The 13,929-nt window shown below is 68.4% G+C and carries 12 protein-coding genes; 4 read left to right on the forward strand and 8 right to left on the reverse strand.

Features of this window, described 5'->3' with window-relative positions; all coding sequences use genetic code 11:
- Window positions 1-2: 2 nt before the first annotated feature.
- From CFB81_RS23950 to CFB81_RS23975, 6 genes are all read right to left on the reverse strand, one after another.
- Window positions 3-1,253 carry an MFS transporter gene (locus tag CFB81_RS23950; protein WP_089436751.1) on the reverse strand — a complete coding sequence of 417 codons (1,251 nt, stop codon included), beginning with the start codon at window positions 1,251-1,253 and terminating at the stop codon, window positions 3-5.
- 356 nt (window positions 1,254-1,609) lie between these two features.
- Window positions 1,610-2,257: a glutathione S-transferase family protein gene (locus CFB81_RS23955; protein ID WP_089436752.1), complete on the reverse strand. Its 648-nt coding sequence runs from the start codon at window positions 2,255-2,257 to the stop codon at window positions 1,610-1,612.
- 219 nt (window positions 2,258-2,476) lie between these two features.
- Window positions 2,477-2,932, reverse strand: a complete 456-nt coding sequence (locus tag CFB81_RS23960) for a MarR family winged helix-turn-helix transcriptional regulator (RefSeq protein WP_089436753.1) — start codon at window positions 2,930-2,932, stop codon at window positions 2,477-2,479.
- Window positions 2,933-3,096: 164 nt separating this feature from the next.
- On the reverse strand, window positions 3,097-4,620 hold the full coding sequence (locus CFB81_RS23965) for an efflux transporter outer membrane subunit (RefSeq protein ID WP_089436754.1): 1,524 nt from the start codon (window positions 4,618-4,620) through the stop codon (window positions 3,097-3,099).
- A complete protein-coding gene (locus tag CFB81_RS23970) occupies window positions 4,617-7,790 on the reverse strand; it encodes an efflux RND transporter permease subunit (protein WP_089436755.1) in 3,174 nt (1,057 codons plus the stop codon). The genes CFB81_RS23965 and CFB81_RS23970 overlap by 4 nt, the downstream gene beginning before the upstream one ends.
- A gap of 13 nt (window positions 7,791-7,803) precedes the next feature.
- Complete coding sequence (locus tag CFB81_RS23975) at window positions 7,804-9,006, reverse strand: efflux RND transporter periplasmic adaptor subunit (protein ID WP_089436756.1); 1,203 nt, start codon at window positions 9,004-9,006, stop codon at window positions 7,804-7,806.
- Between the two features lie 79 nt (window positions 9,007-9,085).
- Here CFB81_RS23975 and soxR point away from each other — a divergent pair, with 79 nt between their 5' ends.
- Complete coding sequence (soxR, locus tag CFB81_RS23980; RefSeq protein ID WP_069619294.1) at window positions 9,086-9,565, forward strand: redox-sensitive transcriptional activator SoxR; 480 nt, start codon at window positions 9,086-9,088, stop codon at window positions 9,563-9,565.
- Window positions 9,566-9,587: 22 nt separating this feature from the next.
- On the opposite strand, the gene CFB81_RS23985 is transcribed toward soxR, so the two are convergent.
- Window positions 9,588-10,349: an SDR family NAD(P)-dependent oxidoreductase gene (locus CFB81_RS23985; protein ID WP_089436757.1), complete on the reverse strand. Its 762-nt coding sequence runs from the start codon at window positions 10,347-10,349 to the stop codon at window positions 9,588-9,590.
- A 113-nt stretch (window positions 10,350-10,462) separates the two neighbouring features.
- On the opposite strand from CFB81_RS23985, the gene CFB81_RS23990 reads away from it, so the two are divergent.
- Entirely contained in the window at window positions 10,463-11,374 is a 912-nt protein-coding gene (locus tag CFB81_RS23990) for a LysR family transcriptional regulator (RefSeq protein WP_089436758.1), read from the forward strand.
- A gap of 22 nt (window positions 11,375-11,396) precedes the next feature.
- Here the strand turns inward: CFB81_RS23990 and CFB81_RS23995 are convergent, their stop codons facing one another.
- Window positions 11,397-12,056, reverse strand: a complete 660-nt coding sequence (locus CFB81_RS23995) for a TetR/AcrR family transcriptional regulator (RefSeq protein ID WP_089436759.1) — start codon at window positions 12,054-12,056, stop codon at window positions 11,397-11,399.
- Between the two features lie 145 nt (window positions 12,057-12,201).
- Here CFB81_RS23995 and CFB81_RS24000 point away from each other — a divergent pair, with 145 nt between their 5' ends.
- Together CFB81_RS24000 and CFB81_RS24005 are read left to right on the forward strand one after the other, a co-directional pair.
- The gene (locus tag CFB81_RS24000) at window positions 12,202-13,494 is read left to right on the forward strand and encodes an NAD(P)/FAD-dependent oxidoreductase (RefSeq protein WP_089436760.1); all 1,293 of its coding nucleotides are present in this window, start codon (window positions 12,202-12,204) and stop codon (window positions 13,492-13,494) included.
- A 44-nt stretch (window positions 13,495-13,538) separates the two neighbouring features.
- On the forward strand, window positions 13,539-13,928 hold the full coding sequence (locus CFB81_RS24005) for a DUF3331 domain-containing protein (RefSeq protein ID WP_069619299.1): 390 nt from the start codon (window positions 13,539-13,541) through the stop codon (window positions 13,926-13,928).
- Window position 13,929: the final 1 nt, after the last annotated feature.

Here is a 13,929-nt window from a genome sequence, read left to right on the forward strand (position 1 = left end):
GCCTAGGACAACACGGCCGTTCGCGCACCCGGCCGCGTGCGGCCATACACGACCATCATCGCAAAGCCGAGCAGGAAACCCGCGCCGCCGATCAGTAGCAGCCCGGTCTCGCCGAGCACGGGCAGCAGGTTCGTCAGCGCGCCCGTCACGACCCACGCGACCGCCATCACCGAGCCCGCGACGCCGAGCGCCCAGCCCTGCCTATCGTCGCTGACCGCGTCGGAAAACGCCGTATACATCGTCGTGTACGCAACCATGTCGAAGCAGCCGACGACCATCGCGAGCGTCCACAGCACCGGTTCGCGCGGAAACAGCGCGGACAGGATCTGACCAAGCCCGGCGACGAGCAGGCCCGTCTTCGCGATATCGATCACGCGCCACACGCGCAGCATCAGCCGCACGACGCACAGCAGGCCAAACACGAAACAGATGCCGATCACGCCGCTGAACAGCCCGAGCCGCGCGCTCGTATAGCCGAATTTCGCCTGCAACAGCAGCATGATGGTCTGCAGGTAGAGCCCGTAACCGACCTGCATCAAGAAGAACACCGCCGACAGGAACGCAACGTTGCGCTGGCGCGCAGCCTCCCCGATGATCCGCAGCGGCAGCAGCGGATCGATGCGCGTATCGCCGCGCGGCGCGGCGGAATCGCGATACGACGCCCAGGTCCAGCACGCGCAGATCAGCGACAGCGCGGCGACCAGCACGAACGGCGTGCCGTAGTCGAACAGCGGCGAGATCGTCCGATCGGACGTGACGCCGCCGAGCACCGGCCCGACGATCACGCCCGCGCTGAACGCGAGCGACATGATGCTCATGTTGTACGCCTTCGTGTCAGGCGTGCTGAGATCGGTGATGGCCGCCTGCGCGATGCCCTGGCAGCCGGCCATCAGGCCGGTGAGCCCGCGGCCCGCCAGCAGCAACGCGATGCTCGCGTGCCACGCGCCTGCCGCCATCATCGCGTAGCCGGCCGCGAGGCCGAGCACGCACAGCAGCAGGATCCGGCGGCGTCCGTAGCGGTCGGAGAGTTCGCCCATCAGCGACGAGCCGAAGAACATGCACAGCGGGTAGATTCCGTAGCCGAGACCGAGATAGAAATTGCGCACGTGCGCGCCGGCGTCGGCCGGCAGGATGCCCGCGTGCGGATCGCTGAAGATCGCGGACATCATCGGATAAACGAGCCCGAATCCCATCGCGTCGAGCGCGATGGCGAGCAGACAGGGGCCGAGCAGTGTGTAGTCGAGCCGGGACATGGCGACCTTCCGGACAGAGTGAATGATCGCCCCAGCGTAATGACCGGGCGGCGGCCGCGGTAGGCCGCCGGCCGCGATGCTAAGCATCGGTTCGCGCGATACCCTGCGTACGGCCAGCGCCGATGGATAGCCGCCCCGGCCGTGCGGCCGCTACTCGACGCTCAGCAGCTTGCGCCGAACCTGCGGCGCGCGACCATGCATGGCGTGCCGTCGTGCATGAACACGCTGGCGAGCAGCCGGAACGACGCCCCGCCACACGAATCCGCACGCCGGCCGCATGCAGCGTTCTCGTCCATTCGGATGACACGAAGCGCGCGCTTTGTTTGCGATCATGGCCGCATGCGGCGCGCCCGATGTCAGTGCGCCGCCTCGACCGTCGACGCGCGGCATGCGATCAGGCCGCGTTGTACGGCCGGCCGCGCGGCGATATCGGCAAGCCAGCGCTCGACGTGCGGAAAACCGGCAATGTCGAGGTCGAGCTCGTCCGCCGTGCGCAGCCACGGAAACGCCGCGATATCGGCGATCGAATACCGCGACGACGCGAGATACGCCGATTCCGACAAGCGGCCGTTCACGACCCCGTAGAGACGCAGCGCCTCCTTCCGGTAGCGGTCGATCGCTTCCGCATTGCCCGTCTTCGATGCGCGCAGGAACCACCACAGCTGGCCGAGCATCGGCCCGATCCCGCCGATCTGGAAATGCAGCCATTGCTGGACCGCCGTGCGCTCGGCCAGCGTTTCGGGCTGCAGGCACCCCGTCTTCGCGGCGAGATAGCTGAGGATCGCGCCGGATTCGAATACGGCGAGCCCCGTGTCGTGGTCGACGATGGCCGGGATCTTGCCGTTCGGATTGATCGCGAGATACGCCGGGCTGCGCTGCTCGCCGGCGGACAGGTTCACCTGCACGCGATCGTGGGCGAGCCCTGCCTCTTCCAGGTAGATCGCGATCTTGTGCCCGTTCGGCGTGTCGGCCGTATAGAACGTGAGCGAGTGCGTCGAGGTCATGTCGGTCCTTGTCATCGGGTTATCGTTGCAACTACAATCGTTGCAATTGCAATCCTATGCCGAAACCGTCGGCGCCGGCGACATGCCAATACTCGAAGGAGGGACATGCAGAAGTGCGACCCGGTCCGCCCGTACAGCGCCCGGCATCCACGCGCCGCAAGGCCGCGCAGCGTCTCCGCTCGGCGCGTGGCGCGTGGCCGCTCGGTGCGCCGGATACCGCTACTTCGCGTCGGCTGCCGCGTCGCGCGCCGCAGCGGTCGCACGATCGAGCGCGGCGACCATCGCCGCCCGCTCCTTGCCGGTGAACTGGTCGAGAAAAAGCTCGGCGACCGTCGACTGGTACACCTTCCACATCTTTTTGCGCAGCGTCCGCCCCTTGTCGGTGATGCTCGCGAACGCCGCACGGCCGTCGTCCGCCGAACGCGTGCGGGTGACGAGCCCCTCCTGTTCGAGCCGGTCGACGAGCCGCGTCAGGTTGTAGCGCTCGATCGCGAGCACGTCGGCCAGTTCGTGCATCCGGCGCGTGCCGTCGGGTCCGCTTTCGAGCCCCCACAGCGCGTCGTACCACGCATACGCAGGCAGACGGGCCGCCGCGAGGCGACGCTCGATCTCGCGGATCATCGTCCGGTGCGCGCGGACGAACGAGAACCACAGATCGGGTTCGGTTGCGTTCATGTCAGGTCGTTCCTCTCGCTTAATTGCAGTTGCAATTAAATTTTACCGCGAGAACGACGGCCCTTTCATGCGCCTGCCATCGCATCCGTCTTGCCCGCCGATCGGCAAGGCAAGCGTTTCGTCGCGCGACGCGGCGCCACGACCGCCGCGCCGCACTGCTCGCGCTACCTCCCCGACCGAGCGAGCGGGCCTTGTGTGCCCTGCCCCGTGCCCGCCGGCCAGCCGCCCGCGAGCGCCTTGTACAGCGCGACCGTCGACGCCGCGCTGCGCATCCGCCCGTCGGCCGCCGCATCCTGCGCCTGCAGCAGCGTCCGCTGCGCGTCGAGCACTTCGTAGTAGTCGATCGCGCCGGCCGAGAAGCGCGCCTGCGCGAGCTGCGCGGCGCGTGCGCTGTCGTCGGCCGCGCGCACGAGGTGCGCGGTCTCGTCACGCGTGCGGGCGACCCGCAGCAGTGCGTTCTCGGTTTCCTCCAGCGCGCCGAGCACGGTCTGCCGGTACTGCGCAAGCTGGCCGACCGCCTCCGCGTCGCTCGCGGCGATCCGCGCACGCACGCGGCCGATGTCGAGGAACGACCAGTCGATGCCGAGCGCGATCAGGTTCGTGTCGCTGCCCGCACGGAAGAACCCGTAGCTGCTCGTCGCGCTGCCGAGCAGGCCGGACAGCGTGAAGCGCGGAAACAGGTCGGCGGTCGCGATGCCGACGCGCGCGGTCGCCGCATGCAGGCGCGCCTCGGCGGCCGCGACATCGGGACGCCGGCGCAGCAGGTCGCCCGGCGTGCCGGGATCGATGTCGGCGACAAGGGCCGGCAACGGCACCGGCGTGCCGGTCGGCGCGGCCGTCTTCGGCCAATCGAACCGGCCGATCAACGCATCCGGCGTCTGCCCGGTCAGCACCGCGAGCCGATGCTCGTCGACGCCGATCGCGGCTTCGTACACCGCGATGCGCGACGTCGTCGATTCGTACTGCGCGCGTGCTCGCGCCGCATCGAGATCCGAGCCGCGTCCCGCGCCGACGCGCGCATTGATCAGCGCGAGCGTCTGCTTCTGGTTGTCGGCGTTCTCGCGAGCGATCCGCAGCCGCTCCTGCGAGCCGCGCAGGTCGACATACGTGCTCGCGACCTCGCCCGCGATCGCGACGCGCACCGCGCGCACGTCGGCCGCGCTGGCAGCCGTTTCCGCGCGCTGCGATTCGATCGAGCGGCGCACGCGGCCGAACAGGTCGAGTTCCCACGCGGCATTGATGCCGACGCTCGACATCGGCGTATCGCGCTGGCTGCGCGGCGCGCCGAACGCCTGGTCCTTGCTCGTCAGCTGATGGCCGATCTGACCGCTCGCGGTGATCGTCGGATAGCGATCGAACGTCGCCTGCGACAACAGCGCGTTCGACGCGTCGTAGCGCGATACGGCGACCTGCAGGTCCTGGTTCGCCGCGAGCGCCGTATCGATCAACTGCGTGAGCGTCGGATCGCCGAAGCCGCGCCAGAACGTGGCGTCGGCCGCCGCCGATGCATCGGGCGGCATATCGGGCCGTGTATCGGCCGGCGCCCCGTCGCGCTGCGTCGCCGGGTGAGCGTCGCGCGCGAACCGCGCGGCGGTGGCCGTATCCGGCCGTTTGAAATCGGGGCCCACCGCGCAGGCGGCTAGCGTCACCGACATCGCGAGCGCGGAAAGACGGAAAACGGCGCTCATCTGTTTTCTCCTTCGAGAGTGCCGTGCTGTTCGCTCCAGACGGCCGGCGTGCCGCCCGCGAGCTTGCGGATCGCCACGTAGAACACGGGCGTCAGGAACAGCCCGAACAGCGTGACGCCCAGCATCCCGGTGAACACGGTGACGCCAGTGGCCGCCCGCACCTCGCTGCCTGCACCGCTGCCGATCAGCAGCGGCACCGAGCCGGCGATGAATGCGACCGACGTCATCACGATCGGGCGCAGCCGCAGCTTGCACGCTTCGAGCGCCGCTTCGACCGCGCCCGTGCCCTGGATCTCGAGCTCGCGCGCGAATTCGACGATCAGGATCGCGTTCTTGCACGCCAGCCCCATCAGCACGACGAGTCCGACCTGCACGAACACGTTGTTGTCGCCGCCGGACAGCCACACGCCGAACAGCGCCGCGCACATGCAGACGGGCACGATCAGGATCACCGCGAGCGGAAGCGTCCAGCTCTCGTACAGCGACGCGAGCACCAGGAACACCAGCATCACCGCGAGCGGGAACACGACGATCGCCGCATTGCTCTGCGTGACCTGCTGGTAGCTGAGGTCGGTCCATTCGAGCGTGATGCCGGGCGGCAGTACGTCCTTCGCGATCTGCTGCAGCTTCGCGATCGCCTGCGACGACGACATCGCCTTCGGATCGGCGTCGCCGATCAGGTCGGCGGCCGGATAGCCGTTGTAGCGGACGACCGGGTCGGGACCGTACGCGGGCCCGACCGTCACCATCGAGCCGATCGGCACCATCTCGCCCTTCGCGTTGCGCGTGCGCAGGTTCGCGATGTCGGCGGCCGTCTGCCGGTGGCCGGCATCCGCTTGCGCCATCACGCGATACACGCGGCCGAACACGTTGAAGTCGTTCACGTACATCGAGCCGAGATACACCTGCAACGTATTGAACAGATCGGTCAGCGCGACGCCCTGCGCCTTCGCCTTCAGCCGGTCGACCTTCACCTCGAGCTGCGGGATGTTCGCCTGGTACGAGCTGACGGGATAGCTCATCCCCGGCGTCTTCGCGACCGCCGCCTGGAACGCGGCGAGCGCCTTCTGCAATTCGCCGTAGCCGAGCCCGCCGCGATCCTCGAGATACAGCGAGTAACCCGAACCGTTGCCAAGGCCCTGGATCGGCGGCGGCATCAGCGCATACGTGATGCCGCCATCGATCGCCGCGAAGCGCGCGTTCAGATCCGCATTGATCTGCGCGGCGCTGCGATGGCGCTGGTCGAACGGCTTCAGGATCACGTACGAATTCGTGATGTTCGGCGTGTTCACGCCCTGCAGCGCATTCAATCCGGCAAAGGCCGGCACCATCTCGACGCCGTCGATGCCGAGCGCGATCTTCGTCATTTGCTCGGTCACCGCGCTGGTGCGCGCGAGCGACGCGCCTTCCGGCAACTTCGCGCCCGCGAACAGGTACAGCTTGTCCTGCACCGGGATGAAACCGCCGGGCACCGCGTTAAACAGCAGCGCGGTCGCCGCGAGCAGCGCCGCATAGACCGCGAACACCACGCCGCGCCGCTTCAGCGTGCGACCGACGACGCCGTGATAGCGGTCGGAGCTGCGCTCGAAGAAACGGTTGAACGGATGGAACAGCCAGCCGAACGCGCGATCGAGCGCGCGCGTCAACGCATCCTTCGGCGCACCGTGCGAACGCAGCAGCTTCGCGGCGAGCGCGGGCGACAGCGTCAGCGAGTTGATCGCGGAGATCACCGTCGAGATCGCGATCGTCACCGCGAACTGCCTGTAGAACTGACCTGTGACGCCCGACATGAACGCCATCGGCACGAACACCGCGCACAGCACGAGCGCGATCGCGACGATCGGCCCCGACACCTCGCGCATCGCCTGGTGCGCGGCGTCGCGCGGGCTCAAACCCTGTGCGATGTTGCGCTCGACGTTCTCGACCACCACGATCGCATCGTCGACGACGATCCCGATCGCGAGCACGAGCCCGAACAGCGTCAGCGTGTTGATCGAATAGCCGAGCAGGTAGAGCCACGCGAACGTGCCGACCACCGACACGGGCACCGCGACGAGCGGAATGATCGACGCGCGCCAGGTCTGCAGGAACAGGATCACGACGAGCACGACCAGCACGACGGCCTCGATCAGCGTGTGCTGCACCGCGCGGATCGATTCGCGCACGAACACGGTCGGGTCCCACACCGGACGATAGGCGACGCCGGGCGGGAAGCGCTTCGACAGCTCGTCGAGCTTCGCATACACAGCCTTCGCGACGTCGAGCGCGTTCGCGCCCGGCGACAGGAAGATGCCGACGACGGCCGAATGCTTGTCGTTGAAATACGAGCGAAGCGTGTAGTCGCCCGCGCCGAGCTCGATGCGCGCGACGTCGGACAGCTTCACGACCTGGCCGTCGTCGCCGTTGCGCAGCACGATGTCGCCGAACTCCTGCGCCGTGCGCAGCCGGCCGCGCACGTTGATCGACACGAGGAAGTCGTTCTTCTTCGGCGACGGCTCCGCGCCGAGCTGGCCGGCCGACACCTGCACGTTCTGCTCGCGCACGACCGCGATCACGTCGCTCGCGGTGAGCCCGCGCGACGCGAGTCGATTCGGGTCGAGCCACAGCCGCATTGCATAGTCGCCGGAGCCGTACACGCCGACGTCGCCGATGCCGGTCAGGCGCGACAGCTCGTCCTTCACGTGCAGCGTCAGGTAGTTGCGCAGGTACAGCGAATCGCGGCTGTTGTCCGGCGAATAGAGGCTCACGTACATCAGCGGCGTGGGCGACTGCTTCTGCGTGGTCACGCCGTACTGGCGCACCTCGTCGGGCAGGCGCGACAGCGCCTGACTCACGCGGTTCTGCACGCGCACCGCGGCCGTGTCGGGATCGACGCCCTGCAGGAACGTCACGACGACCTGCAGGCTGCCGTCCGAACCGGCAACGGACTTCATGTACATGATGCCTTCGACGCCGTTGATCGCCTCTTCCAGCGGTTCGGCCACCGACTCGGCGATTTCCTTCGGGTTCGCCCCCGGATACGTCGCACGCACGACGACGCTCGGTGGCACGACTTCCGGATATTCGCCGGCCGGCAGCATCGGAATCGAGATCAGGCCGAGCGCGAAGATGACGATCGACAGCACGACCGCGAAGATCGGCCGGTCGATGAAGAATCGGGAGAAATCCATCGTATCGCTCCCGTCATTGCGCGGCAGGCGCGCCGGCGTCGGCCACGGCCTGCGTGCCGGCGCCGGGGTCCGCCGCGGCGCGCGCGGGCAGCGCCTTCGGCTTCACCTGCGCGCCCGGATAGTAGATACGCTGCACGCCGTCGACCACCACGCGATCGCCCGCCTGCAACCCCTTCTCGACGATCCGCTCGCCGTCGAGTTCGCGGCCGATCGTCACGTCGCGGCGCAGCGCCTTGTCGCCGGGGCCGATCACGTACACGTACTTGCGGTCCTGGTCGGTCAGCACGGCCTTGTCGTCGACCAGCAATGCGTGCTGGTCGCGGCCGCTGACGAGTTGCACGCGCGCATACAGCCCCGGCGTAAACGTATGGTCCGCGTTCGGCAGCCGCACGCGGGCGCGGATCGTGCCGGTCTGCGGATCGAGCCGGTTGTCGAGGAAATCGACGGTGCCCGCATGAGGGAAGCCCGTCTCGTTCGCGAGGCCGATGCGCACCGGATCGGCGCCGATCGCGCGATGCGTCGGATCGGCGCGCCGCGCGTTGTAGCGCAGGTAGCTCTGCTCGTCGCAATCGAAATACACGTAGACCGGATCCTGCGACACGACGGTCGTCAGCAGCGTGTCGTCCGCGCGCGCCAGGTTGCCGACGGTCGCGACCGCGCGGCCGACGCGACCCGCGATCGGCGCGCGCACTTCGGTGAAACCGAGATTGAGCTTCGCATCGGCAACGGCCGCATCGGCCGCCTGCAGATCCGCGCGTGCCTGCTCGGCGGTGGCGCGCGCATTGTCGAGTTCTTCCTGCGACGTCGCATGCGCATCGATCAGCGTCTGCACGCGCTTGAGCTGCACATTCGCGAGGCTTGCCGCCGCACGGGCGCGCTGCTGCTGCGCATTCGCACGGTCGAGCGCGATCCGGTACGGACGCGGATCGATCTCGAACAGCAGCGCGCCCTGCGCGACCACGTCGCCCTCCTTGTACGCGACACGCTGCAGATAGCCGCTCACGCGCGGTCGCAGTTCGACCGCGTCGACCGCTTCGACGCGCCCGTTGAATTCGTCCGCGAGGCGGACGGTACGCGGCGCGATCGTGGCGACGCCGACTTCGGGAAGGGGGTAAGCCGACGATGCGCCTTTGCCGTCGTGACAACCCGACAACGCCAGCAACAGGGCGCAGGCGGCGCCGAAAGGCGGCGTCCTGCGTAGGGAAAAGGAGAACATGATGCCTCGCGACGGGTTAAACTGCCGCGTAGCATAAAAGTTGAAGTTAACTTCAAGTCAAGCTTTCCCGGAGGGTGTCATGGGTATCCAGGAAACGCCGCAATGGCCGCTGATGTCGATCCGCGAAGTGGCCGCGCGCAGCGGCGTGCCGGCGTCGACGCTTCGTTTCTACGAGATGCGCGGGTTGATCAAGTCGCACCGCAACGGCTCGAGCCATCGCCACTATTCGCGCGCGGTGCTGCGGCTGATCGCGTTCATCGTGTTCGCGCAGAAGATCGGCTATTCGCTCGACGAGATCGCCGAACAGCTCGTCAGCCTGCCCGAGGACACCGCGCCGAGCAACAAGGACTGGCAGCGGCTGTCGCGCGGCTGGAAGCAGCGCGTCGCGAGCCGGATCGAGGAGCTTCAGCGGCTCTACATCAACCTCGACGAATGCATCGGCTGCGGCTGCCTGTCGCTGAAACGCTGCAAGCTGACGAACCCGGAAGACCGCGCGGGCCGCAACGGGCCCGGCGCGCGGCGCTGGCTCGGCGACAAGCCGCCGATCGATTCCGCATGACACGCAGGCCGCGCGCCGTGCATCATCCGACGCGCCAGCCGCCGTTCACCGCGATCGTCGCGCCGGTGACGAACGACGCGCGCGGCCCGGCGAGCCACGCGACCGCATCGGCGACGTCGTCCGGCTGCCCGGCGCGGCCGGCCGGCGTCTGCACGCGGATCATCGCCGCGACGGCCGGTGCGACGCCGCTATCGCCGAACAAGCGCGTGCCGGCGATATAGCCGGGCGCGACCGTATTGACCGTCGCGCCGCGCGGCCCGAGCTCGCGCGCCAGCGCGACGGTGAAGCCTTCGACGCCGGCCTTCGCGGCCGCATACGCGAGGCCGCCCGGCAACAGGCTGCCGGCGCGCGCCGCGATCGAACCGATGTTGACGATTCGCGCGGCACGGTCGGCCAGGTGCGGCAGCACGGCCATCGTCGTCAGGAACAGGCTTTTCAGGTTCGCATGGAGCACCGCGTCCCATACGGCCTCGGCCTCCCCCGCTTCGGTATCCGCGCCGACGCGCCCGGTCAGCCCCGCGTTGTTGACCAGCACGTCGATACGCGGCCATCGCGCGACGATCGCGGCGACCGCCGCTTCCGCGTCGCGCCGGACGCTCAGATCGCCGGCCTGCCCGATCGCCTCACCGCCGAGACGCTCGACGGCCGCCTCCAGCCTCGCCGCATCGCGCCCGACGATCGCGACGCGATACCCGTCCTGCACCAGCCGGTTCGCGATCGCGAAACCGATCCCGCTCGACCCGCCCGTGACGATCGCCGTGCGTTGCTGTTCGTTGCCCGTCATGACCTGCCCTCCTTTCCTCGGTGTTGACGCTTGGTGACAGTTGCAGTGTGGGCAACGCGCAGCGATAGGTAAAATACGAATTCAATGACGTCTTGATACGAAACAGGTATCGCATGATCGATCTGCGTCAGTTCCGCCAATTCATCGCGGTGGCCGAAACGCTCAGCTTCCGCCGCGCGGCCGAACGGCTGCACATGGCTCAACCGCCCCTCAGCGCGGCGATCCGCAAGCTCGAGGATGAACTGGGCGTCGCTTTGTTCGAACGCGACAATCGCGGCGCGCGGCTCACGCCGGCCGGCGAAGCGTTCCTGCTCGAAGCGAGGCGCGCGCTCGAACAGGCCGAGCGCGCGGTGGCCGTCGCGCGCCGCGCGGGCGCCGGCCTCGGCGGCACGCTGCGGCTACGCTTCGTCGACAGCACGGTCAATGCGCTGTTGCCGCTGATCCTGCGCGCGTTCCAGGAACGGCATCCCAACGTCGATTTTCAGCTCGAGGAAGGCACGACCGCCGAGCAGGTACTCGCGCTGCGTCAGGACCGCACCGACGTCGGCCTCGTCGTGCTGCCGGTGCCCGACGCCGGCGACGTGCATGTCGAGCCGCTGCTGCGCGACCGGATGGTGGCCGCGCTGCCCGACGGGCATCGGCTCGCGCGCCGCCGCCGCATCGCGCTGGCCGAACTGGCGGACGAACCGTGGGTCATGTTTGCCGCGCACCACGGACCCGGCATGCACGCGCTGATCGTGACGGCGTGCGCGCAGGCGGGCTTCGCGCCACGCGTGGTCCAGCAGCCGCGCCAGATGCAGACGACGGCCGGGCTCGTCGCCGGCGGCATCGGCGTCGCGCTGATGCCGCGCCTGTTCGTGCCGATGCAGCCGCGAGGCATTACGTTCTGCGAACTGAAGGATGCGGGCAGCCCGCTCGCATACGAAGTGGCGCTCGCGTACCGTACGCCGTCGCCGCTCGTCGATGCGCTGCGCGACACCGCGCGGAACGCGGTGCGCGAACTGGGACTGGTTGCGGCGACGTGACCGCGCGCATCGCGCGCGGCGCTCAGTCCCGGTCGCCGAGGAAGTTGAACACGACGCCGAGCACGGCCTCGCGGAACGCCTCCGGCCGCGTCGGCAGCGACGTGTACTCCAGCATCATGTGGCTGTACGACACCGTCGTGCCGATCGCGCTCGCGATCATGAAGAACAGCACGTTCGGATCGACCGGACGGATCGCGCCGGCCTCGACCGCGTCCGCCAGCAGCGGAAACATCGCGTCGTGATACGGGCGCACGATCCGCTCCTGCAGCCGATCGAGCCGCCCGCCCTCCTCGGTCGCCGCCGTCGAGAAGAACATGCCGATATCCGGCTCCGCGAATTCGTGATCGACGCACAGCTCGAGCGCGCGCCGCACACGGTCGCGACGCGACAGCGGCGACGTGCGCAACGCGTGCAGCGCGTCGAACATCGGTTCGGCCAGCTCGACGATCTGCTCGACGACGGCCAGCCACAACGTTTCCTTCGCACCGAAGTGATGGGCGATCAGCGCCGCGTCGATGCCCAGCTCGCGCGCGACTTCGCGCACGCTCGTCGCGTCGTAGCCGCGCTTCGCGAACGTGCGGCGCGCGGCCCGCAATATCACGTCCGGACCGACGGACGCCTCCGCCAGCGGCCGTCCGCGCGTACGCCGCTTCAACGGCGCGCGCTCAGTGACTTCTGCCACGTTTTTCCTGCTCCTTGAACGATTCGAATGCCCGTATCCGGCCCCGGTTTCCCGACCCGGAATCGGGCGGCCTGCCCCGCTTCGTTGACACGCGGAGCCGGGAAGCGCTAGGATCATACCTTATTCATCACGTGATGATTTATACATGACAACCCCTACACGTATCGTCATCGTCGGCGGCGGGATCGCCGGGCTGCAGCTCGCGACCCGCCTGCGCGAGCGTCTCGGCCGGTCCGGGCGGGCGCAGGTCACGATCGTCGACCGCAGTCCGACGCATATCTGGAAGCCGATGCTGCATACGATCGCGGCCGGCACGCGCGACGTCCAGCAGCAACAGGTGATCTTCCTCGCCCATGCCCGCGACCACGGCTACACGTACCAGCCCGGCGAACTGAAGGGGCTGGATCGCGCGCGCCGCCGCGTGCAACTCGGCGAGATCCGCTCGCAGGACGGCGACGTCGTGATCGGCGCTCGCGAACTCGAATACGACGTGCTGATCCTGGCGCTCGGTAGCCAGGCCAACGATTTCGGCGTGCCCGGCGTGCGCGAGCACTGCTACTTCATCGATAGCCAGCGCCAGGCCGAGGTCTTCAACGAAGCGTTGCGGATGCGCGTGTTCCGCAGCATCGCGCGCGACGAGCCGTTTCGCGTCGCGATCGTCGGCGCGGGGGCGACGGGCGTGGAACTCGCGGCGGAGCTGAGCCGCTTGCTGGAAGTGGCGCAGGCGTACGGTGACGAAACGGTGCGCGAGCGGCTGCAGCTCACGCTGCTCGAAAGCGGCCCGCGCATCCTCAACGCGTTTCCGCCGCGGATTTCCGCGTCGGCCCAGCGGCGGCTCGAGCAGATCGGCTTTCGCGTGCTGACGTCGACGCGTGTCACGTCGGCCGACGCGAACGGTTTCCATTACGGCGACGGCTCATTCGCCGAAGCGGACCTGATGGTCTGGGCGGCCGGCGTGAAGGCGCCCGATTTCATGCAGGGGCTGGGCGGGCTCGACACGAACCGCGCGAACCAGATCGTCGTCGGCTCCACGCTGCAGGCGAGCGGCGACGAACATGTGTTCGCGATCGGCGATTGCGCAAGCCTGCAGCTCGATGGCCAGGAACGGCCGCTGCCGCCGACCGCGCAGGTCGCGACGCAGCAGGCCGAGCATCTCGCGAAGCACCTGCCCGCGTGGCTCGACGGCACGCCGATTCCGCCGTTCGCGTTCCACGATTTCGGCGCACTGGTGTCGATCAGCGATTACGACGCGTTCGGCACGCTCGGGCAGTTTGGGTTCTTCCGCGGCGGCTTCATCCAGGGGCGCTTCGCGCAGTTCAGCCACCTGATGCTCTACCGGCGGCACCAGCAGGCGCTGCACGGCTTCTCGAAGGCGACCTTGCTGTGGATCGCCGAACGGATCAACGGCTGGGTGCAGCCGCGCATCCGCCTGTCGTGATATCGCGCTTGGCGGTGTCGCGTAACGTTTAGAGGAAAACTGACATGAACAACCGTTTAGCGCCCTGGCTCATGACCGTCGCCGCGATCGGCAGCTTCGACATGCCATCCGTCTCGTGGAGCGGGCCGCGGCGGCGCAGCATCACGCGCGACCGGCTGCCGTCGTGGGACGCGACGAGCAAGCCGACCATCAGCGTGCTCGAACGGCCCACGGCCGACACCGTGATGATTTCGTGGTGCGACGCCTGCACCGGACATTACGGCTACCAGAAGTGGCGCCTGTTCACGACGCGCAAGCGCGGAGTGTGTGCGTTGTCGGGGCGATCGATCGAGATCGGCGACAGCGTCTATGCGCCGCAACTGCTCGGCTCGACGCCCGGCAACGCCGCCGCGATGGTGCTCGCGGCGTGCATCGACGACGCATTGGCGGCCTGAC

Origin of the sequence: Burkholderia sp. AU28863, assembly GCF_002223195.1 — a bacterium.
GTDB lineage: Bacteria > Pseudomonadota > Gammaproteobacteria > Burkholderiales > Burkholderiaceae > Burkholderia > Burkholderia sola.

What these genes read in the sequence shown, in the direction of transcription:
- CFB81_RS23975 (WP_089436756.1), bottom strand. Translation starts at nt 9,006, where the DNA reads ATGTTCTCCTTTTCCCTACGCAGGACGCCGCCTTTCGGCGCCGCCTGC.
- CFB81_RS24005 (WP_069619299.1), top strand. Translation starts at nt 13,539, where the DNA reads ATGAACAACCGTTTAGCGCCCTGGCTCATGACCGTCGCCGCGATCGGC.
- CFB81_RS23955 (WP_089436752.1), bottom strand. Translation starts at nt 2,257, where the DNA reads ATGACCTCGACGCACTCGCTCACGTTCTATACGGCCGACACGCCGAAC.
- CFB81_RS23970 (WP_089436755.1), bottom strand. Translation starts at nt 7,790, where the DNA reads ATGGATTTCTCCCGATTCTTCATCGACCGGCCGATCTTCGCGGTCGTG.
- CFB81_RS23965 (WP_089436754.1), bottom strand. Translation starts at nt 4,620, where the DNA reads ATGAGCGCCGTTTTCCGTCTTTCCGCGCTCGCGATGTCGGTGACGCTA.
- CFB81_RS23990 (WP_089436758.1), top strand. Translation starts at nt 10,463, where the DNA reads ATGATCGATCTGCGTCAGTTCCGCCAATTCATCGCGGTGGCCGAAACG.
- CFB81_RS23950 (WP_089436751.1), bottom strand. Translation starts at nt 1,253, where the DNA reads ATGTCCCGGCTCGACTACACACTGCTCGGCCCCTGTCTGCTCGCCATC.
- CFB81_RS24000 (WP_089436760.1), top strand. Translation starts at nt 12,202, where the DNA reads ATGACAACCCCTACACGTATCGTCATCGTCGGCGGCGGGATCGCCGGG.
- CFB81_RS23960 (WP_089436753.1), bottom strand. Translation starts at nt 2,932, where the DNA reads ATGAACGCAACCGAACCCGATCTGTGGTTCTCGTTCGTCCGCGCGCAC.
- soxR (WP_069619294.1), top strand. Translation starts at nt 9,086, where the DNA reads ATGGGTATCCAGGAAACGCCGCAATGGCCGCTGATGTCGATCCGCGAA.
- CFB81_RS23985 (WP_089436757.1), bottom strand. Translation starts at nt 10,349, where the DNA reads ATGACGGGCAACGAACAGCAACGCACGGCGATCGTCACGGGCGGGTCG.